Below are 21,121 nucleotides of genomic sequence, written 5' to 3'. Positions count from 1 at the left end.
GGATGAAAGGCGCCCTCCCGCGGCGGAAAACGCAGGCGGGACTCAATCCTGACCGGTGTTCAGCAATTCGCACACGCGCGACCTGAATTGCTCGACCTTGAACGGTTTTGTTATATACTCGTTCCCAGTCGTCTTCAGGAAGTCCATCGTCTCGCTGCTCGGGTCGCCCGTTATGAAAATGATCTTCTTCGCGAGCGGCGGGTTCAATATCCTGATCCTGTTGTAATACGCGATCCCGCCCATCCCCGGCATCTTGATGTCGCAGACTATCAGATCGTATTCGCGGGAAACGGTCTTGGCGAGCGCTTCCTCGCCGTCCCTGGCGATATCTATGGCGATGTCGTCATTCTCCAGTACGCCTTTTATCAGATCGACGACAAGCTCTTCGTCCTCGACTATGAGCATCCTCTTGTCATGGGCACCCACGGAACTCCTCCGTACGCGCTCCTCGCTGCGCACGACCGGCACTTCAGCCTCTCCCAACACCGGCAGGCTGACTACGAAAACCGCACCCTGCCCCGGAGCGCTTTCCGCGCGGATCTCCCCGCCGTGCTCGTTAATTATCCCGTATGCAACGGCGAGACCGAGGCCCGTGCCCTTGCCGGGCTCCTTGGTGGTGAAGAACGGGTCGAAAATCTTTCCGATCACGTCTTTAGGTATTCCGGGGCCGTTGTCCTCGAACGTGATTTCTATGACGCTCCCGTTCCTGAGCCTGGTCACGGCTCTCAGGCGCCCCCTGATGTCCCCTCCGCTCATCGCCTGCTCGGCGTTGAGAATGATGTTCGTAAATACCTGCCGCATCTGGGCGGAATCCACCATTGTCTTGGGTATCCCCTCATCGAGGTCGGTGACCGTTTCTATGTTCCCGAGCTTCAGCTGGTAGTCCCTGAAATCCACGCACTCCCTCACGAGCGCGTTTATGTCCTCATACGTCCTCTGCGGTGTGTAATTCCTCGAGAACGAAAGCAGCTTCTCGATTATCTTCGCGACCCTCTGGGCCGAGACGTTTATGATTTCGAGCGATTTCTTCTCGTTATCGTCGAGACCGGGCATCGCCAGCAGCCTCTGCGAATAACCGACGACCGGGGTGAGGGGGTTGTTTATTTCATGCGCGATGCTCGATATCATCTGCCCGAGGGAGGCGAGCTTCTCCGACTGGACGAGCTTTTCCTGGGCCGACTTGATCTCCTCGAGCATCTTCGCCTTCGCTATCGCTATCCCGATCTGGTCCCCCATCGCCGAGAGGAGGCGGACTTCATGCTCGCTGAACTTCCGCTCCTTGTAGCCGAGGAACCATATTACGCCTATAACTTCGTTTTCAAGGAATATCGGTATGCCCAGCAGGCTGTGGTGCCCGAGCTCCCTTCCCGCAGGCCCGATCTCCCCGTCCTTCTGCGCGTCCTCGATGTTCACGACCGCGCCTGAGTTTATGACCTTCCAGGTGAGCCCCCTCGGGCTGGGTATCCTCCCCGCCCTCTCCAGATAATGTTCGGGGAAGTTCCTGCTCGCCTGCACGACGGCCTCCTTCCTCTCCCCGTCCACGAGATATATTATGGCCATGTCCATGTTTTCCATATTCATTATCACGTCGAGCGCGACGTCGTAGACCTCGCGGAGATCGAGGAACCTGTGCACGGCTTTCATCAGTGTATTGAGCGCAAGGAGCTCCTCTTCCCTCGCCTTCCGCTCGGAAACGTCCCTCGTGATAATGACGCCGCGTATCTCCCCCGCGGCCGTAAGGAACGGTTTGCCCACGCACTCGAGCCACCGGTATTCCCCCGATTTGTGGAGCGCCCTGAACGTAGCCTTCTCCGTGGTGAGGTTAGACACGGCGCGCATGAAGACGGCGAGCGCAGCCGGCATGTCGTCCGGATGCATGAAATCGAAGGCGTTTTTCCCGAGGAGCTCCGACTGCGTGTATCCGGTAAGCTCGAGGCAGATCGGGTTCACGTAGAGTATGTTCCCCCCGGAATCCACCTCGTATATTAGATCGTAGCTGTTCTCGATGATGGTGCGGTATTTCTTCTCGCTCTCTATCAGTCCCCGTTCCGTTTCCCTGAGCCTCGTTATATCGCGGAACACCACGACCACTCCCCTGAAGTCGGTTTCCTCGTAACTTACAGGGGCGAAGCTCGCCGAGACGAAACGGGATGACCCGTCGCGCGTGACGAGAACCGTATCTCTCGGCAGACCGAGCTTCTCGCCCGTTTCCAGAACCCGGTTCGCGAGATCTATAGGGTTTTCCCTGTCGTTATCATTATAGAGACGCAGGACCTCCCCGAGCGGCTTCCCTGCAGCTTCTCCCGGGGTGAAGCCGGTGAGCTCCTCAGCCTTACTGTTGATAAGCATTATGCAGCCGTCCGTCCCGGCGACGATCACGCCGTCACCGATGCTCCGGATACATACGGAGAGCTCCTCCACACGGCGGGCGAGCTCTTTCTCGTTCTCTCGGTAACGGGCCGATTCGAGACGGAGCCCTTCGATCTCGGTCAGGAGCTGCTTCTTTGTCTTATTGTCCTCTTTCATTTCCGACCTTCGGACTTTTCACGGAATCTCACCGTGCTTTTTACCGTTCGACCGGCAGCGCCGGGAATGGACTTTCGGAAATTAACAGGCAACTCGGGTAGTTAACAGGCTTTGTCGTCGACTCCGGCCAAATTCTGTTCAAAGTCCTCACGTCTAAATTAATAGTGCACTTGGGGTGAGTTGTAAATAGAGATGGCCAGCGGCGACCGATATTAAAGAAAATGGAATAACGACGCAACCCGATCCGGGGCATACCGCATTCACGTTCAGCCTCCCCGTTCGATTCGCGCTCCACCGCTCAGAAACGCCGCGTATCTGATTTCCGGTCCGATGTCACGTGAACGGCAATGACACGCCCGGGCTGGTCTCGGGCCGCCTGGCACAAGCCTGTATCACTGCGCCCTGAAAAAGTACTGCGTGCCCGGGAGCGAGCCGTCGGGCGGCATCAGTCTCAGCGTCTCCTTCCCCCCGAGGGTATTGTCTATGCTTATCACCACCAGGTATTTCTTCGAAGTCGGCACAAGGGCGTCCGTACCGGCTTCACTTACCTGATATTCGAGGATGAGCATGTTCGCCTCGTCAAAAATCGCTTTTAGCCCTTTCTCTGCGGTCTCGAGACGCCAGCTGCCCGTTACCGTCCTGTTGCCGGACGATCCCGGCATCCCCGGCTGCGCCACAGTCCATGTGAACGTGCCGTCGCCGCTGAACGAGTACGAGGTCACTGTGCGGCTGATCCCCTCTCCTTCTTCCCACACCCAGGAGCCAATCAGCTTCGCCCTCGTTTCGCCGCCCGACAAATCCCCCAGAGCCGCCGTCGTGAAGAGCCCCGAAACCGCGGCCATAACAACGATCAGAGTGTATATTCCAGTTTTCATTTTTCCGACTCCTCCTCGCTATCTCCGGTTTTCTTGATTCGATCCCGCCGTCCGTTACGTGAATCATACGAACGAGCCGCTGATAAGATGTAGAACGTCCACCCTTCCCGCCGGTGAAGCGTTGCCTCATCAGACGCACACCGAATACCTGACCGATATGAACGTAAGCACAACGACGGGAGACGCGACAGCGCGTGGACGAGCTGCCCTCTCAAATATTAAGCTAGGCTCAAACAATGTGTCAAGTAAGCGGGTGTGCCGGCGCCGACGATCCGGGTATATACGGGAGTAGCGAGTAGCCGCACACAACCGGGCTGTCTTAATATGAATTTCGTGTTAATCTGAAAATTCGGAGATGACACCGGACGGATATTGATATATCATTGTATGAAAATAATATTTATGTTCATATATTACGGGTAAAGGAGAGCCCAAGATGGCGACTAAAAAAGAAGCAGCACCGAAAAGGACTGCAAGCAAAAAGGCGGCCAACCCCAAGACCGCGGGCAAAAAATCCTCTTCGTCCAAAGAGTCCGTTCACGACAAGATCGCGAGAGTCGCATACGAGCTTTACGAGAAGAGCGGATGCGTCCACGGAAAAGACGTCGAGCACTGGCTCGAGGCCGAGACTATTGTCTTCGGAAAGAAGAAAAAGTAGAAACCGCTTCACCCCCCCGGGGTCACGGGTCGATCACCGAAATTAATTTTACGGTATTTTTTATATCGAAACACCGTTCTGTCACGTTAGACCTCATAAACAATAAACCCTTCTATCCTCAAGATCGCCACCGCCCGGTGAAACCCGGCTCAGAGTTATCAGCACTCGGCTCTAATTAATATGAGACTATTCATACCGGGCCGTCTCCGCTGTAAAATAATACACACAGTGTGCGGTTCCCGTCCGTATCCGGGCACGCAGGGAATAACGACACACGAAGATCGGAGAGGAGGATAAAAGGGCTTTTACCTGCGGACGTTCCGGGACAGAAGAACGCACGTAGCTGTAACACGTATCAGACGAGCCCCTACCATCATGAATACCGGAATCAAGCTCACGGCTGAAGAGAAGAGACTGAGAGAGGACCGAGAAAGAAAGACATACTGGAAGAAGTGGGGGCCATACCTGAGCGAGAGGCAGTGGGGGACGGTGAGGGAGGACTACAGCCCCGGTGGTACGGCTTGGGAATACCTGCCCCACGACCACGCACGCTCGCGCGCCTACAGGTGGGGCGAGGACGGCATCGCGGGCATCTCCGACAACCACGCAAGACTCTGCTTTTCAGTCGCGCTCTGGAACGGACACGACCCGATTCTGAAGGAGAGGCTCTTCGGGCTCACCGGCGACGAGGGCAACCACGGGGAGGATGTAAAGGAATATTACTACTACCTCGATAACACGCCGTCCCACGCCTACATGAAGTGCCTCTACAAATACCCTCAGAAGGCCTATCCGTATGACGACCTCGTGGAGGTGAACAAGAAGAGGAGCCGCCATGAATCCGAGTACGAGCTGATTGACACGGGCGTGTTCGACGAGGACCGCTATTTCGACGTATTCGTCGAGTACGCGAAGAAGACCCCCGACGATATACTCGTCCTTGTTACGGTCGCCAACAGGGGGCCTGCGGAAGCGGTCCTTCACCTTCTCCCGACGCTCTGGTTCAGGAACACCTGGTCATGGAAAGGAGGGGACAAGCCCTCTCTCCGCTATGCTGAATCGGAAGAGAAGCTGAAAGTGATCGAGGCCTCGCACCCTACGCTCGGCAACATGTGGCTCTATTGCGATAACCCCGGCGGGCTCCTCTTCACCGATAACGAGACCAATTTCGAGAGGATATACGGGTCGCCGAACGGCACCCCGTACGTCAAGGACGGGATCAACGACTGCATAGTCGGCGGCAGGGAGAGCGCCGTCAACAGCAAGTGCACGGGGACGAAGATGTCCGCCCACTATACGCTCACCATACAGCCGGGCAAATCCCAGACGGTGAGGCTCAGGCTCTCGGATACGATAAACCTGATAGACCCCTTCGGAAAGATATACGACTCGGTCTTTGACAAGCGCAAAAAAGAAGCGGACGAGTTTTACAAGCGGGTGTGCCCGTACACGATTCCCGAAGACCTAGCCGCAATACAGCGCCAGGCCTTCGCAGGGATGCTGTGGACGAAGCAGTTCTATTACTATATCGTCGAGGAATGGCTCGACGGCGACCCGCTCGACCCCCCTCCTCCCGAGTCGAGGAAACAAGGGAGGAACCACACCTGGATACACGTCTACAACGAAGACATACTCTCGGTGCCCGACAAGTGGGAATACCCCTGGTTCGCCGCCTGGGACCTCGCCTTCCACACTGTGAACTTTTCCCTCCTCGACCCCGATTTCGCGAAGCGCCAGCTCATGCTGCTCACGAGGGAATGGTACATGCACCCGAACGGCCAGATACCGGCCTATGAATGGGCATTCAGCGACGTTAACCCCCCCGTACACGCCTGGGCAGCATGGAGGGTCTACAATATCGAGCACAAGATGTACGGCAGGAAGGACATCCATTTCCTGGAAAGGGTCTTCCAGAAGCTGCTGCTCAACTTCACGTGGTGGGTGAACAGGAAGGACGCCGAAGGGAAGAACGTGTTCGAGGGCGGGTTTCTCGGGTTAGACAACATAGGAGTTTTCGACAGGAACGCGAAGCTCCCTTCGGGAGTCATACTTGAGCAGGCGGATGGCACGAGCTGGATGGGCATGTACTGTCTCAACATGCTCGCGATAGCCATAGAGTTAGCTAAGCACAACGCGAGCTACGAGGACATAGCGAGCAAGTTCTTCGAGCACTTCCTCTACATCGCCCGCGCGATAAACCTCCCGGAGCGGGGGCACGACGGGCTCTGGGACGACGAAGACGAGTTCTACTACGACGTGCTCCACCTGCCTAACGGGAACCACCTGCCCATGAAGGTGCGCTCGATGGTGGGGCTCATCCCTCTCTATGCCATTGAGACCATCGAGCCCGAAGTGCTCGTGAAGCTGGAAGGGTTCAGGCAGAGGATGGAATGGTTCATAGAGAACAGACCCGACCTCGGCGAGAACGTGGCTTCGATGGAGGAAAAGGGGGTGGGCGAGAGGAGGCTCCTCTCCATAGTCGACCAGGACAAGCTGAGACAGGTGCTTAAGAAGATGCTCGACGAGAACGAGTTCCTGAGCCCGTACGGTATACGCTCGATCTCGAAATTCCACAGGGACCACCCGTACGAGTTCCACGTGGCCGGGTATGACTATACGGTCGAGTACGAGCCGGCGGAATCGACGAGCGGTCTTTTCGGAGGGAACTCCAACTGGCGGGGCCCCGTCTGGTTCCCCGTGAATTTCCTCTTGATAGAGTCTCTCCAGAAATTCCACTATTATCTCGGGGACAGCTACAGGGTGGAATGCCCTACGGGTTCGGGCCAGTATATGAACCTCTGGGAAGTAGCTAAGGAGTTATCGCACAGGCTCGTCAGGATATTCAAGAAAGACGCGTCGGGCAGGAGACCGGTTTACGGCGGGACCGAGAAATTCCAGACGGACCCCTACTGGAGCTGCTACATCAACTTCTACGAGTACTTCCACGGGGACAACGGAGCCGGCATAGGAGCGAGCCACCAGACGGGCTGGACGGGGCTCGTAGGAAAGCTCATACGACAGTCGGGCGAGTACGGCACGATAGGCGAGATATGACCCCGTCTCGGGCTATGCGTGCGATCGTCTTGCAGCGCCGGTCAGCGCTTATCCGCGGCAATAATCTCCGTTAACAAAGGATAAAATTCGCAGTGAAAATTCCGCTTGACAAATTAAGAGCCATCCTTTATATTAATAATGAAAGTTAAGTAACGCACTTAAATCTATCCTCCATCCTCCTTTAAGAAAAGAGGGCGCATTCCGGTAACGGGTGCTCCCTCTTTTTCTTTTTATGGCAACAACTTCAGCGCTGCGATAGACAATCCCGAGGCTTTATCCGCCGAGCCGCAAAACCCCCTACATCCATGGTCTTATTTGTGAGCATATTTCTCACAAAATTGATGTTTCTCGATACATATTCTATAATATCCTGAGTAAGGGGGCGCAAGCGATGGCTGAAAGCGTAAACGTGAGAATATCGGGAAAGCTGATCAAATTCGTCAGGGAGCGTACGGGGCCCGAAGGCATGTACGAGTCCGTTAGCGAATACATACGGGCCCTCATAAGACAGGATTATGAGCGTCTCGAAGAGCACAGGTGGCAGCGGCTCCGCGGCGAGCTCGAACCCGGCATGAGCGCCGGGGAGAGCGAATTCGTAGAGGTAAGCGCCGATGACGTGATCTCGAGAAACCGCGGTAAACAGAAATCATAATGCGGTATCGTTTTTTCCCCGCCGCGGACAGGAGACAGGACGAGATATGGGATTACACACTTGAGAAGTGGGGAGAGCGGAAGGCTGTAGAATACATGCGCGGAATGCACGACGCGATTTCGAATGCCCAGAAGGATCAGAAGCTCTGGCGAACGCTCGAACGCACGGGGTTTGAAAAGATTTTCTACATACGTTATGAGAGGCACTTCATATTCTTCCGGGTTCTTTCAGGAGGAGTATTGGGTATAATCAGCATACTCCATGAGCGGATGGACATTCCTGCCCGCCTGAAGGAAGACGCAAAGGGAAATATTACATCCGGCAAATGAGACGCAATGAACGACGTACACATAATCCTCTTCTATAAATTCATCGAAATAGCCGACCCCGACGGCTTCGCCGCCCGGCAGAGAGAGTTCTGCTGCAAGGAAGGGCTCCTCGGGAAGCTGCTCGTCGCGCGCGAGGGCATAAACGGCTCATTCGCTGGAACGCGGGAGCAGGTGGAGAGGTACAAAGAATTCCTTACCTCGATCGAAGGGTTCTCGGACGTCAATTTCAAGGAAGAGACCGCGTCCTTCCTCCCGTTCAGGAAGCTCATAGTAAGGGTGAAGATGGAGATTATCCGTCTCGAAAAGGAAGTGGATATGAGCAAGAGAGGGAAGTACATCACCCCCGAAGAGCTCATCGCCCTATACGAGAGCGGCGAGGACTTCATCATGCTCGACACGCGGAACAGCTACGAGTCGGACGTCGGGAGGTTCAGGAACGCCGTGATTCCGAAGATGGATTCGTTCCGCGAGTTCCCGGAAGCCCTCGAAGAGCTCAAGGACAAGAAACATAGCAAGATCGTGACATACTGCACGGGCGGGATAAGGTGCGAGAAGGCGACCGCCTACATGATAAGCAGGGGCTTTACCGACGTCCGCCAGCTAAAGGACGGAATCATCAACTTCTGCCAGAAATATCCGGACACGCTCTGGGAGGGGAAGTGCTTCGTCTTCGACGACAGGCTCGTCTCGGACGTCGAGGCCGAGGGCGTGGTGATATCACGCTGCGTCGTCTGCGGCGAGAGCTCCGACCGCTACCAGAACTGCAGGAACACCGCCTGCGACGACCTCGTGATACTGTGCAAGAGATGCAGCGATGAGAACGAAGGCTGCTGCTCCGTAGAATGCCTCGAGGAACACCACGAGCACAACCGCAGGAAGACCCGCGAGAGGCAGGGATACAAATCGAGGGCGGACAATGTCCGCTCATAAACGGTCCTACCGAAGTTTCTCTGCCCAAACCAACAGCGAAGCAAAACCCGTTCGTGCTGCAATAACTTCCCACCCTTCACTCTTTTCTATTGGAATCGCGGCTGGAAGCCGCTCCTACTGAGAAAGGATTACGTTTATTGTAGGAGCGCCATCTTGGCGCGATATACAAACGTGGTCGCGGCCTGAATTTATTGCAGGCAAGCTCAGGGCGAACGGGTTGGGCTTCAGACGCTGATTTAAGCTGATAAACCGGAAGGAACCGAAAAGCACACTACGTGTGTGTGCCTAGTCCTTTATATTCCTCGCCTTGAGCAAAAGCGCGAGGACGAACCCGAGAAGAAAGATCGCGTACAGGAAAGGCGGAAGCAGCTCGATCATCGTTTAAAACTCCCTCCGTCACGGATTGAAAAACCCGGAGGCCCTTTTTGACCGGGGCCTCCGCAACTCGCTGTCTTAAAGTTTACTGCTTGTCTTTTTTCTTGCCCTTCGGCTTCGATTTCTTCGCTATGAAACTCTTGAGCTCGGTGAGGTCCGGGGCAAGCAGCTCCTTAACTCTCTCCGTATTGACCCTCGCAACTATGATGTGCCCGATCTCGGTGTTGACCTCGTCGTATATACCCATAGCCTTCATACCCTGGGCCTGTTTCTGGTTGTCCTCGGTCGGGCTCACGTAGTGCACGGAGACGGCCTTATACCTGTGTATCAGGAATATGTGTATGAGGGCCATGAGCCTCTTCTTCCGGAACTTGTCTTCGAACGTATTCTGGTCCCTGACGGAAACGAAGTTGTTCCCCCAGCGGTCGTGTATCGTGGCGAATATGACGTCGGCGACTTTGTTACCGCCCTCGTCCTTGACCGTAAGCTCGAGGAGCTCGGAGCCGGCCGTGTGGGGCCTCAGCTTGACGCTCAGGCGGCCCGGTATGCCGTAGTGCTCGGACCAGAGCTCGAGCCAGTCCTCGAGTATCCTCGGCGGGACTTCGGTCTCGACTAGGTGCTGCACCTGTGTCGAGCCCTTGCCCATGGCGACGGTAGTAGCGGTACGTCCCGACGATGCGGCGAGCGCGCCGTCGAGTCTCGGCCCTCCGACGAGCGTCTGCGGAGTCCTGTAGGGCGAATCAAGCAGCCTGAACTTCCTCTGGAGCCTCGCGAGCGCGAGCATCCCGTCCTGCTTGAGAGCCGTCGCGAACTCTTCCGCCGCGAGACCGTCTATCTGGTGCCCGCCGTAGGTGATGAAGTCGAACACGTAGCCGAGCTTCCCGATCTCTTTCGGGAAGTTCCTCATCTCGTCCTCGCTCATCCCGGTCGTGTCCCAGTTGAAGGACGGCGACAGGTTGTACGCGAGCATCTTGTCCGGGAACTCGGCGTGTATAGCCTCGGCGAACTCCTTCGCTTCTTCGTAGTTTGCGGTCTTGGTTTCCATCCATATAAGGTCTGCGTAAGGAGCGACCGCGAGCGATTTCGCTATGGCGTACTCTATTCCGCCCTTGACCTGATAGTATCCCTCGGGAGTCCTCGAGAGCTCCGCGTCCCACGCGGCTTCTATTCCCATCAGCCTGGCCCTGTCCCTCGCGTGCTGGTAGGAAGAGTGATTCGCGAATTCGAACCATTCGTCTATTGTCATCCCGAGGTTCCTGCCCTCTTCTATCGCGAACTCCATCTGCTCGGCCACGGCCTGGGCGTAGGTCATGAGGCCCGACTCCACTTCCCAGGTCTCGACGAACTTGCTGGCCGCGTTCTCGAGCGGCTTCGTTATGCTCCTTTCTTTTCCTTCCTTCAATGCCTGTATGCTCTTGTCTATGATAGGGGTGAGGCCGACCTTGTCGAACCACTCGTATACCTCGTCGTATTCGGCGTCCGATATCTTGTACATCATGAACCCGTTAACGTCGGTGATGCCCTTGTCGAAGAACCTCTTGAGTATAGCGAGGTAGCAGTTCTTGTATCCGGGAACGGTCGTGTTCGTCGCTCCGAGAATGAACGGCTGGTCGCGCTCGTCTCCCCTTCCGTCGAGGAGGTTTGCGGCCTCGGCGTCCGTGCGGGCGACGATGATCCCCGGCACTTTCATTATATCGAGCTGGAACCTTGCGGCATTCAGCCTCTTTATCTGCTCGTCAACCGGAACGAGCACCTTGCCGCCCTGGTGTCCGCATTTCTTCGTGCCCGGCTTCTGGTCTTCGATGTGATAACCGGTAACGCCCGCCTCGACGAATCTCTTGATGAGGTTCCTCACGTGGGCGTCGCCTCCGTGTCCCGTGTCGGCGTCGGCGATAATGAAAGGCCTGTAATCGACCTTCGGCGTCGCCTTCCTCTCCTTCTCCGACATGCGGGACCTCATGAACTTCTGGTTCCTGTCGGCGGTGAGGAGAGCGCGCACTAGCCCGGCAGCCTCATCCGGCACCTGGCTCAGCGGATAGCTCGCGAGGTCCGGGCCCGGGTCTTCAGACAGCGACCCTTTGGCGGACGTCGCCCAGCCGCCGAGATATATTCCTTCTATCCCTATGCGCTTCATCGTGACTATCTGTCCCGGCGAGTAGGGGCCGAAAGTCGTTATCTGCTCACCCTTGGCGAAGAGCTCCCGGAGCCTGTTGTAGAATTCCTCGGAGTATCTCCTCGCGACCGTGTAGTCGTTTTCTATCGTCCCCGCCTGCTGTACCACCTGGCGGGCCGAGTAAAGACGCCTTATGCCCTTGAACCTCGGCTGCGCGAACCACTCCTTCATCTCCCTCACTTCCCTCTCGAACGAATCGAGCTCGTCCTCGAGAGTCGTGTCTATCCTCGTTTCAGGGAGGAAGTCGAGGTTCTCCGTGATACGCGTGCCGTCCTTTTTGAAGGCGTCCATGTACTGCTTTATCCTGATCTTGGCCGTAGAGAGGTCGTGGTTGTTGAGGTTTATGTTGAGGAGGTCGATGTACCAGGGCGTCTTGATGTTGTCGAGCACGTATGTCTCCACTATCTCCCTAGCTATCGGGAGCGTCGTGGGCTTGGAGTCGTCGTGTACGTCCTTGTCCTTCGCCTTGAGCAGCTTGTCGTATTCCTCGGCGAGGAGCCTCTCGAATAAATCCGAGGTGAATATGTCCCCTGCCTTGACCCCGGTCTCCTTGTCGTCCTCGGTGAGGACCGCGCCCTTGTCCACCCATTCCCAGAGTATGCTGAGGCGTATCTCGCCCGTGGCCATGTCTTCCATTAAATAGAGTATGTCGTCGTTGCCGAAGAAGTCGGCGGGCTTGAGCGCCGCCGCCTGGAAGCCCTGTCCGAAGGCGTTGCCGTATTGTAATGCGACGGATATGAGGTTCCTTGCGCCCCTTACGGTCCTCGGCGCCGGCTCGAGTAGAGTGAGACCGTCGGCGTCTTCGTCGGTGTAGGTGAGGGGCGGGAACTTCTTGCCCATCTGGTTCTCTTCCCCGGCTTCTTCCCATACCGGCCTTACTATGTGCACCATCTTCCAGTGAGCGACCCACTTGCCGCTGGCCCCGGCCTGCTGCTCCCTCTTTGCCCCCTCGACCGCCTTCTTCATCCCCTCTTTTACACCCTTGTCGGAGCCTACGGGGATGTTGGGCTCCATTCCGCCCTGCCAGAGGGCGTAGTTATGGTTGACGCCCGGAGTGTTCACGGCCCTGCGCACGCGGTCTTCGTAATTCCTCATGTAGCCGTAAGTCATCGTTATCGATTCTATGTTCGGGTTTATGAAAGACTGGTCCCACGCCATCGCGTCGGACACGCTGTTTATGTAATCCCACCTGCCCGTGTTGAACCCGACGAAATGCCTGCCGAGCGCCGCGCGTATCTCCATCAGCTGGAAGGTGGCCTCCAGCTGCTCGACGAGCACGTATACCTTTATCGCGCCGAGCGGAAGGTTCAGGTGGTCCTCCAGCGCGGACAAGAGCTCGTTCCAGAATGCGGCCTCTTCGGCCGTCTGTATCTTCGGGAGGTATAGAACGAGCGACGAGCCGGATTTATCGAGCTCCTGATAGTTGTTCACAATGTAAAGCACTACATCGACGATCGAGGCCGAAAGCATGAGACCGTTCTCGTCCCTTATGTGCCTGTCGTCGAGGTGCAGCCCCCTCGCGCGGAAGATCTTCGTCGTGAAGTCGAGCTGCTTTCTCCAGTCGAGTATGATCTCGCGGCCGAAGAACCCCTTCGCCCAGTCGTTCATCTCCCTCGAGACCTGCTCGGCGACGTTCATGAAAACCGGGTCTTTCCTTATGGCGAGCTTGAGGTTCCTCTGGTTGTCGAGCGACATCGTGTTTATCTGTCCGAGGGCGTCCTCGCCGTCGAACATCCAGCCGTCAGCGCCCGAAAGGAGAGCGTAAGCTACGTTCCTGATGCTCTTGTCGAGGGAAGTGTTCGGCTTGGCCGCGGGGCCCGTGCCCTGTATCCACTGCCTCTGGAGGTCATGAGGGATCTCGGAGCCCACGAACTTGCCGTCCCGCGCGTCCTGTACCTTTATATTGGTGCGGGGTATGAAATCGTTCGGGTTGAGGAACCTTATCCTCTCCCTGTTGCGGTTCCGCTGCGCGCGCCTCGCGTACCGCTTTTCCATCAGCAGCTTCTGGTCTTTATTGAATACGGAAAGCGCCTTGAGTGCTTCCAGGACCTGAGGAGTATATATGTCGGCATACTCGCTCAGGAGGCTGTTCCTTATCTGGAGGTTCCTCGGCGCCGAGATTACCTTGAACGGCTGTTTTGAAATATCACGAACGGTGCTCATGTCGCTCCTTCTCCTTGGGTTTTTTACTGTGCAAAAGTTTAAAAAAGGGAACCATCATTATAATACACCCGGCCCTCAAATCAAATAAAACTATAATAACCTGCCGTAATTATTAATATATTTACCATTACGGAGTAATATTGCCGTCGGGCCGGAGAAAAAAATCTGCTCTGCAATGCACAACAGGCGATCATAGGTAAAAAATATAGAACCCTGCCCCTTTTTAAACATTCTACCTGTTTTTAAGCCCTTGTGAATTGCCCGGGGAGAAATTGCGGAGAGCCGCTCAGAATTGTAGGAGCACCATTCCCGTATCTAGTACGGGACAGGCCTGGTGCGGCAATCTCGCCCCTTACTTGTCATTTCGAGCAACGGTTCTGAACTAGTGCAAGAACCGGACGCCTATGCTTATGAAACACGATGTTAAGTAATACTGGTAATGTCGCTGTACCAAATTCTAATAGCGAGAAATCTGTTGGTTTGATTTGTTTTAAAGAAGAAATACTAACAATAGATTTCTCCCGCTTTGTTTTCTACTACACGGATGCTGCTTGTGAGAAGCGAACTTACAATCAGCCCGAGGCGTCCTACTTATTTTGTTTTCAGTAACTATTGAAGCAGATGACAACTCACAGCAATCAGCCGGGGTCGACCGGTTTCTCACTCGATCGAAACCGTTGCTCGCTCGAAGCAGCGGTCGAAATGACATTGTAGGTTTAGCAGAGGAGTCACATGAGAACCGTACATCAGCACACATTGTCTGTCCGCCAGTTTTATTTTAGTGATAAAATTATCTAAAATAATTTGAACCTGAGATTCAGAATTCCTTACGCTTTACCGGCCGTACATTAAAGGAGGATGTCGATGGGTCCATCTGTGCACTTACGAGCGGGCGCCGGGCTCCCGGGACGCGTTTATCGCGTTCTGATATGCGCCTTCCTGGCTCTGACCGTCTATTTCCCCTCCCCCCCGGCCTCGGGGGGAGAAGAAAGCGGCCACATCGAGACGCTCACGCTCGAAGAGGCGCTCTCGATCGCGCTCGAGGACAACCTCTCCATAGATAACGCCATATTACAGGTGGAGAAGGCGGGTGACGCCGTCAGGGCGGCCAAGACGAAGCTCTTCCCGGAATTCAACGTGAGCGCGTACGAGTCCTATCACCTGTCTAACGAAGCCTTCACGTTCAGGAAGGGGGCGTTCGGCAACTTCCCCGGAATAGGCCCTATACCTGCCGAGACCACCAAGATATCGACCGCGCCCGATTTCACGACGTTCATTAACGCGTCAGTCGCCCAGCCCATAACGCAGCTCTACGAGATATACCTCTACGTGAAGCAGCGGAAGGTGGAGAAGTCCCTCTTCGGCGAGGAGCTCCGCGCGAGACAGCAGCAGGTGGCCGAGGAAGTGAAGAAGGAGTACTACAACATACTGAAATCGGAGAGCGAGCTCCAGGCGGAGAGGGAAAAGATAGTATTCCTCCGGGAGCTCTACGAGCTCGTCAACAGGTACGTCGCCGTGGGCAGGGCTCTCGAGAGCGAGAGCCTCGAGGTGAAGGCCAGGCTCGGCAAGGCAGAGTACGACGAATTCAAGACGAAAAACGAAATGGCTACGCAGAAGGAGAAATTGAACAAGCTCCTCGGGCGGGACGTGGAGACGGAGTTCACGGTCACCCCCGTGGGAAGCGCGGAGTCGATTACCGTTAATCCGAAAGAGGCGGAGGAGATAGCGCTCGCGGAGCGCCCGGAGGTGAACGCCGCCAGGCTCAATATCGAATTCGCGGAGAACGAGGTGGATATCAAGAAGTCGAAGTACATACCCGAAGTAGGGGTACAGCTCCAGTACACCGCCAACCTCGACATAGAGCTCCTGCCCGAGAACACCTCGACCGTGGCGCTATTCGCCAAGTGGGAATTCTTCGACTGGGGGCGGAGGCAGGCGGAGATAGCGGAGAAGAAGAAGGCGGTGATCCAGGCGAAGAACCTGCTCGACGAATCGGAATCCGACGTCATCATCGACGTCAATACAAAGATACGCAAGCTTGAAGAAGCCGCGGCCCTGATAGACGTTACGGAGATGGAGCAGGCAGCCGCGAGAGAAAGGCTCCGCGTTACGATGAACAAGTACAGGCAGGAATCCGCCATCCTAGAGCAAGTGCTCGAAGCGGAATCGTCCCTCGAGGAAAAGAACAAGGACTATCAGGAAGCCGTGCTCGGATACTGGACCGCGCGCGCGGAGCTCGAGAAAGCGATGGGGGAGGAATAGACGCGCATGAGACGCATCTCCGCACACATAGCCTTTGCCCTGGCCGCCGCGCTGTGCGCGTGCGGGAGCGGATACGAAAAGACCGTCACGCCGGTGAGGGTGAAGGCCGCCACTCCGGGCGAGGTCACGGGCCCTCTCAGGTTCACGGCGACCGTAAACCCTTATACGCAGGTGAGCCTCGACTTCAAGGTCGACGGATACGTCAGGGAGATCATGCAGGTCATGGGCTCGGACGGGCGCATGAGGGATGTGCAGGAAGGCGATGATGTAACGAAGGGAGCCGCGCTGGCGGCGATAGACGATACGGAATATCTCTCCAAGGTGATAGAGGCCAAGTCGGAGCTCGCGGAGGCGCAGGCGTCATACGTAAAAGGGAAGGCCGATTACGACAGGACTACTATCTTGTATTCGACCAAGAGCATCACGATTAACGACTACGAGCACGCGACCAAGGAGTATGAGACCGCGAAGGCGCAGGTTGAGGGCGGGAAGGCCAAGGTAGTGGGCGCGCAGCAGAACCTCGACTACTGCACCATGCGCGCGCCCATGAACGGCGTACTCCTCGAGCGCGACATAGAGGTCGGGAGCTACGTGAGGCCGGGCACCCGGGGATTCGTGCTGGCCGACGTTACGTCGGTGAAAGTGCTCTTCGCCGTGCCCGACGTAGTGCTAGGGGACGTGAAGCTCGGGGACGGGATGTCGGTCACTACAGAATCCATACCGGACACGTTCTTTAAGGGGAGGATTACGGAGATAGCGCCCGAAGCGGGCTCGCGGTCGCGTGTGTTTAACGTCGAGATAACGATACCGAACCCCGATAACGTCCTTAAGCCCGGCATGATCGCCTCTCTCGCGCTCGATACAAAAGGGAAAGACGTGCCCGTAGTGCTGCTCCCTCTCGGCTCCGTGGTGCGCTCCTCGACGGACGGCCGGGAATTCGCCGTGTTCGTCGTAGACGAGCGGGAAGGGAAAACATTCGCGCGGAAAAAGGACGTGCTCCTGGGGAGCGTATACGGGAACAGCGTGGCCGTGATGGAAGGGCTCGCCCCCGGAGAGAAGGTCGTAATCATGGGCTCCCAGATCATCCGCGAAGGAGAAGAGGTAAGAATAATCCCGTGATCGTGGAGCGAAGGGAGCAAGTGAAGCAATCTTAAACCGTCCGGTAACCGACCGAGACCCATGCCGCACAGAGACGACAACGACATAATCGCCAGCACGCACAACACGGCGCGCTTCTTTACCGAGAAGAGGCAGATCTCATGGGTGCTGCTGATCGCGGTCTTAGCATGGGGCGTATACGGCTGGCTCAACATGCCCAAGCGGAAGGACCCGGACATACCCGTCCTCATCGCGGTCGCGACGTGCCCCTGGCCGGGAGCGGACGCGGCAAAGGTCGAGCAGCTCGTAACGAAGCCCATGGAGGAGACGATAGCCCAGAACTCATACCTCCACGAGCCCGACCCCGGAAACGAGTTCGCGATAAAGTCCACGTCGCTTCCGGGAATGGCCATTGTCCAGGTGCAGTTATCCGAAGACCTGAAGGACACGACCCCGCAGTTCAACGACATAAACCTCCGCCTCGATTACCTGAACAACAACCTCCCGAATGGCGCGGGGCCTATAAAGTTCAACAGCGGTTTCGGGAACACCGCGGCGATGATGCTCACCGTCGCGTCCCCCAAGGAAAGCGGAGTCGAGATAGCAGTCCGCGCCCGGAACATAAATAAAGCGATAGAGTCCATGCGCTCGCAGTTCCCCCCGGAGGAAGCGGGCAAGCGCATGACTTTCGTCGTCGCGCTGCCGGGCTCGATCGACGCCGCGAGCCTCGGCACGGTCTTCGAAATGCTCTCCATATCACTTACAGAGGGAGGCATGGCGAAAGACCCGCGCGTCGTGAGCGCGCCCGGGTTCATTGCATTAGACGCGGAAGTAACGGCGAGCCCCGGAGATTTCCTCGCGTTCACGAAAAGGTTCTCCGCCGAAAAGCTCGGTCTCTCGGGCTTCCACGTGGACGCCTGGGAGCCCGTGCTCATAGGAAACGCCGCTGAGACGGAAAAGAAGCTCGGAGCGGTCGCGGGAGACAAGTACAGCTACAGCGACCTCGAGAACGTGACCGAGCTCATAACGGAGGTGCTCCAGTCGGTCGAGGAGGTTTCCATAATAGAGCGCTCGGGCGTCCTCCCCCAGCGCGTCTATCTCGACTACTCCCAGGAGGAGCTCGCCTCGTACGGAATCCTGCCCGCCGATATAAAGCAGAAGGTGAACGCCCGCAACACAGACCTGCCCGGAGGGGAGTTCGACGTCGGAGGCAGCGAAGTCCTGGTCTACCCGTCGGGACAGTTCACGGACCCGGGCGAGATAGGGGGCGTCGTCATATCGAAGACCCCCGAGGGTGTGCCCGTTTACCTGAGAGACCTGTTCGAGATAACGAGGGGCTACCAGGACCCTCCGACCTTTCTCAATTTCTATTCGTGGCGCGATAAGGACGGCAAATGGCGGAGGTCCCGGGCCATCACTCTCGCGGTACAGATGAGAAAAGACGACCAGATAGAAAAGTTCGGAGAAGCGCTAGATCAGGCCAAGGCGGAGCTACAGCACATCATCCCCAGAGACCTCATCATAGCCAAGACCTCCGACCAGCCCGAGCAGGTGCAGGACAACATGGACCTCTTCATGGAGGCGCTCGTCGAGGCGATCATACTCGTCGTCCTGGTCGCGTGGTTCGGCTTCCGCGAATGGCGCTCGGCGCTGCTCATGGCGCTCTCGATCCCGATAACGCTCTCTATGACGTTCGGGCTCATGTATCTCCTCGGAATCGATTTACAACAGGTCTCGATCGCGACGCTCATCATAGCGCTGGGGCTCCTCGTCGACGACCCCGTCGTCGCGAACGACGCGATAAAGAGCAACCTCGCGCTAGGCCACCCGCCCGAGGTCGCCTCGTGGCTGGGCCCGACGAAGCTCGCCCGCGCGATAATGTTCGCGACAGTGACGAACATAGTCGCGTACCTCCCCTACCTCATGCTCACGGGCACGACAGGGGAGTTCCTCTACAGCCTCCCCGTCGTGATGGCGTGCGCGCTCGTCTCCTCGAGGCTCGTCTCGATGACGTTCATTCCGTTCCTGGGGTTCTACCTGCTGAGAGCGGGGAAAAAGCCCGAAGAGACCATAGAGGAAAAGAGAACGACCGGCTTCTACGGCTTCTATCACCGGGTCGGGAAGTACGCGATCGAGCACAGGAAGAAGGTGCTCGCGTTCTCGCTCGCCTTCTTCGTCCTGGGCGGCCTCGTGGCCTCACGCCTTGCGTCCTCTTTCTTTCCCGAGGACGTCGAGTACCTCTCATACGTAGACGTCTGGCTCCCGAACGGAGTCGCGCTCTCTCAGACGAATGCGGTTGCGGCGAAGGCGGAGGAAGTGATCGAAGAGGTCACACGCGAATACGGCGTGAAGGAAAAGAGGAAAGAGAGCGTCCTCGATTCCGTGACCGCATTCGTCGGCGGAGGCGGCCCGCGCTTCTGGTATACGCTCTCCCCGGAGCAGCAGCAGACGAACTACGCGCAGATAATATTGAAGGTGAGCGACAAGGACGACACGCCCGCGCTCGCGCCCGTGATACAGAAGGCGCTCTCGGGGAGGATACCGGGAGCGTACTTCGAGGTGAGACAGCTCCAGCTGAACCCGGTCGACTACCCGATACAGATACACATATCAGGCAGATCGGACATCAGCTCAGAGTACGTGAGCGAGGCCGAGGACATCGGCACTCTGAGGAGGCTTTCGGAGGAGCTCAAGGGCATACTCAGGAAAGTGCCCGAGACCATGAGCGTGAGGGACGACTGGTTCGAGGACAGCTTCAGGGTGAGGCTCGACGTAGACCCCGACCGGGCGAACCTTTCCGGAATAACGAACGAAGACGTGGCCGTATCCTCGGCTGCGGGTTTGAGCGGGGCCGAGGTCACGGTATATCAGGAGGGGGACAAGCAGATTCCGGTGCTCGCAAGGCTCCGGGTGGACGAGAGGGCCGAGCTCTCGGACCTACAGAGCCTCTACGTCTACGCCTCCGACAACGAGCAGAAGATTCCGCTCCTCGAAGTATCGTCCGTCAATTACGGGATGGAGGTCTCGCGCATTATGCGCCGCGAGCATTTCAGGACCATCAGCGTGATAGGCTTCCCCGAGCCGGGAGCGTACCCCTCGACGATACTCGGCAAGGCCGGGAAAGAGATAGACGCGTTCGAAGACAGCCTCCCGCCCGGGTATCAGATGGTGTACGGAGGGGAGAAGGCGAAGCAGATACAGGGTTTCAGGAACCTCACGACCGTCCTCATCATATCCGTACTGGCGATATTCGTCGCGCTCGTGCTCCAGTTCAATAACGCGGTAAAGCCTTTCCTCGTATTCGCGGCCGTCCCGTACGGCGTAGTCGGCTCGCTCGCGGCGCTGCTCATAATGAGGGAGGCATTCGGGTTTATGGCGTTCCTCGGCATCGCGAGCCTCGTAGGGGTTATCGTGAGCCACGTGATAGTGCTCTTCGACTTCATAGAGGTGAAGCACGAGGAAGGGGAGCCGTTCGAGGACTCCTTGCTCGATGCCGGGATCGCGCGTCTGAGACCCGTGCTTATAACCGTAGGCGCGACGATACTCGCCCTCTTCCCCCTCGCCATACACGGTGGCCCGCTCTGGCAGCCCCTCTGCTACGCGCAGATAGGCGGCCTCGCGCTTGCGACGGTCATAGAGCTCGTGCTCGTCCCTGTCTTCTACGCCGTGTTCGTGCTGGATTTGAAGATTATAAAGTGGGGGAAGGTATAAGTTTGTTATTGCGAGGGAACGCTTTATCACGGCGTCTCGTCCGGCGTAGCGTTAGCCAAGCCGGAAGCCTTCGATCGAAGCCGGGAGTGACCGCGGCAATCTCACTCCCTCCACCTGTCATTGCGAGGAACGGTTCTGAGCAAGCGTAAGAACCGGTCGCTGTCGGATGCTTGCAAATATGCTCATTCATTTATGCAAAAGAGTTACACAAGCCAAATTACGTAGTATGCGACCGCGGCAATCTCAAGAATAAAGCGAGATCGCCACGGCTCCTTCGCACAATGCTTCGGAGCCTCGCGAAGACAGATTATTAAT

General features: G+C 56.8%; 11 protein-coding genes. 8 read left to right on the top strand and 3 right to left on the bottom strand.

Going from position 1 to position 21,121, the window contains the following annotated elements; translation table 11 throughout:
- Positions 1 to 42: 42 nt before the first annotated feature.
- Together AB1598_03665 and AB1598_03660 are read right to left on the bottom strand one after the other, a co-directional pair.
- On the bottom strand, positions 43 to 2,526 hold the full coding sequence (locus AB1598_03665; GenBank protein ID MEW6144099.1) for a PAS domain S-box protein: 2,484 nt from the start codon (positions 2,524 to 2,526) through the stop codon (positions 43 to 45).
- A gap of 392 nt (positions 2,527 to 2,918) precedes the next feature.
- Entirely contained in the window at positions 2,919 to 3,401 is a 483-nt protein-coding gene (locus tag AB1598_03660; protein MEW6144098.1) for a hypothetical protein, read from the bottom strand.
- 436 nt (positions 3,402 to 3,837) lie between these two features.
- Here AB1598_03660 and AB1598_03655 point away from each other — a divergent pair, with 436 nt between their 5' ends.
- From AB1598_03655 to AB1598_03635, 5 genes are all read left to right on the top strand, one after another.
- Positions 3,838 to 4,059: a DUF2934 domain-containing protein gene (locus AB1598_03655; GenBank protein MEW6144097.1), complete on the top strand. Its 222-nt coding sequence runs from the start codon at positions 3,838 to 3,840 to the stop codon at positions 4,057 to 4,059.
- Positions 4,060 to 4,434: 375 nt separating this feature from the next.
- Positions 4,435 to 7,113 (top strand): glucosidase, encoded by a 2,679-nt coding sequence (locus tag AB1598_03650; protein ID MEW6144096.1) that lies wholly within the window; start codon positions 4,435 to 4,437, stop codon positions 7,111 to 7,113.
- Between the two features lie 391 nt (positions 7,114 to 7,504).
- Complete coding sequence (locus AB1598_03645) at positions 7,505 to 7,765, top strand: type II toxin-antitoxin system ParD family antitoxin (protein ID MEW6144095.1); 261 nt, start codon at positions 7,505 to 7,507, stop codon at positions 7,763 to 7,765.
- Entirely contained in the window at positions 7,765 to 8,094 is a 330-nt protein-coding gene (locus tag AB1598_03640; protein MEW6144094.1) for a type II toxin-antitoxin system RelE/ParE family toxin, read from the top strand. The genes AB1598_03645 and AB1598_03640 overlap by 1 nt, the downstream gene beginning before the upstream one ends.
- 6 nt (positions 8,095 to 8,100) lie before the next feature.
- Positions 8,101 to 9,024, top strand: a complete 924-nt coding sequence (locus AB1598_03635; protein ID MEW6144093.1) for a rhodanese-related sulfurtransferase — start codon at positions 8,101 to 8,103, stop codon at positions 9,022 to 9,024.
- A gap of 460 nt (positions 9,025 to 9,484) precedes the next feature.
- Here AB1598_03635 and AB1598_03630 read toward each other — a convergent pair whose 3' ends face one another.
- A complete protein-coding gene (locus AB1598_03630; protein ID MEW6144092.1) occupies positions 9,485 to 13,735 on the bottom strand; it encodes an isocitrate lyase/phosphoenolpyruvate mutase family protein in 4,251 nt (1,416 codons plus the stop codon).
- An 864-nt stretch (positions 13,736 to 14,599) separates the two neighbouring features.
- Between AB1598_03630 and AB1598_03625 the strand changes: the two genes are divergently transcribed.
- Genes AB1598_03625 through AB1598_03615 form a run of 3 tightly spaced genes read left to right on the top strand, consistent with a single transcriptional unit; the run spans position 14,600 to position 20,806 of the window.
- The gene (locus AB1598_03625; GenBank protein MEW6144091.1) at positions 14,600 to 15,997 is read left to right on the top strand and encodes a TolC family protein; all 1,398 of its coding nucleotides are present in this window, start codon (positions 14,600 to 14,602) and stop codon (positions 15,995 to 15,997) included.
- Between the two features lie 6 nt (positions 15,998 to 16,003).
- Positions 16,004 to 17,116 (top strand): efflux RND transporter periplasmic adaptor subunit, encoded by a 1,113-nt coding sequence (locus tag AB1598_03620; GenBank protein ID MEW6144090.1) that lies wholly within the window; start codon positions 16,004 to 16,006, stop codon positions 17,114 to 17,116.
- A 60-nt stretch (positions 17,117 to 17,176) separates the two neighbouring features.
- A complete protein-coding gene (locus AB1598_03615; GenBank protein ID MEW6144089.1) occupies positions 17,177 to 20,806 on the top strand; it encodes an efflux RND transporter permease subunit in 3,630 nt (1,209 codons plus the stop codon).
- Positions 20,807 to 21,121 lie beyond the last annotated feature (315 nt).

The sequence above is a fragment of the Thermodesulfobacteriota bacterium genome, assembly GCA_040754335.1.
GTDB lineage: Bacteria > Desulfobacterota_D > UBA1144 > Nemesobacterales > UBA2774 > 2-12-FULL-53-21.
This window is presented reverse-complemented; position numbering and strand designations above follow the sequence as displayed.

Excerpts from the sequence above, each read along its gene's own strand:
- AB1598_03620 (MEW6144090.1), top strand. The coding sequence starts at position 16,004 with ATGAGACGCATCTCCGCACACATAGCCTTTGCCCTGGCCGCCGCGCTG.
- AB1598_03660 (MEW6144098.1), bottom strand. The coding sequence starts at position 3,401 with ATGAAAACTGGAATATACACTCTGATCGTTGTTATGGCCGCGGTTTCG.
- AB1598_03640 (MEW6144094.1), top strand. The coding sequence starts at position 7,765 with ATGCGGTATCGTTTTTTCCCCGCCGCGGACAGGAGACAGGACGAGATA.
- AB1598_03645 (MEW6144095.1), top strand. The coding sequence starts at position 7,505 with ATGGCTGAAAGCGTAAACGTGAGAATATCGGGAAAGCTGATCAAATTC.
- AB1598_03665 (MEW6144099.1), bottom strand. The coding sequence starts at position 2,526 with ATGAAAGAGGACAATAAGACAAAGAAGCAGCTCCTGACCGAGATCGAA.
- AB1598_03630 (MEW6144092.1), bottom strand. The coding sequence starts at position 13,735 with ATGAGCACCGTTCGTGATATTTCAAAACAGCCGTTCAAGGTAATCTCG.
- AB1598_03615 (MEW6144089.1), top strand. The coding sequence starts at position 17,177 with ATGCCGCACAGAGACGACAACGACATAATCGCCAGCACGCACAACACG.
- AB1598_03655 (MEW6144097.1), top strand. The coding sequence starts at position 3,838 with ATGGCGACTAAAAAAGAAGCAGCACCGAAAAGGACTGCAAGCAAAAAG.
- AB1598_03635 (MEW6144093.1), top strand. The coding sequence starts at position 8,101 with ATGAACGACGTACACATAATCCTCTTCTATAAATTCATCGAAATAGCC.
- AB1598_03625 (MEW6144091.1), top strand. The coding sequence starts at position 14,600 with ATGGGTCCATCTGTGCACTTACGAGCGGGCGCCGGGCTCCCGGGACGC.
- AB1598_03650 (MEW6144096.1), top strand. The coding sequence starts at position 4,435 with ATGAATACCGGAATCAAGCTCACGGCTGAAGAGAAGAGACTGAGAGAG.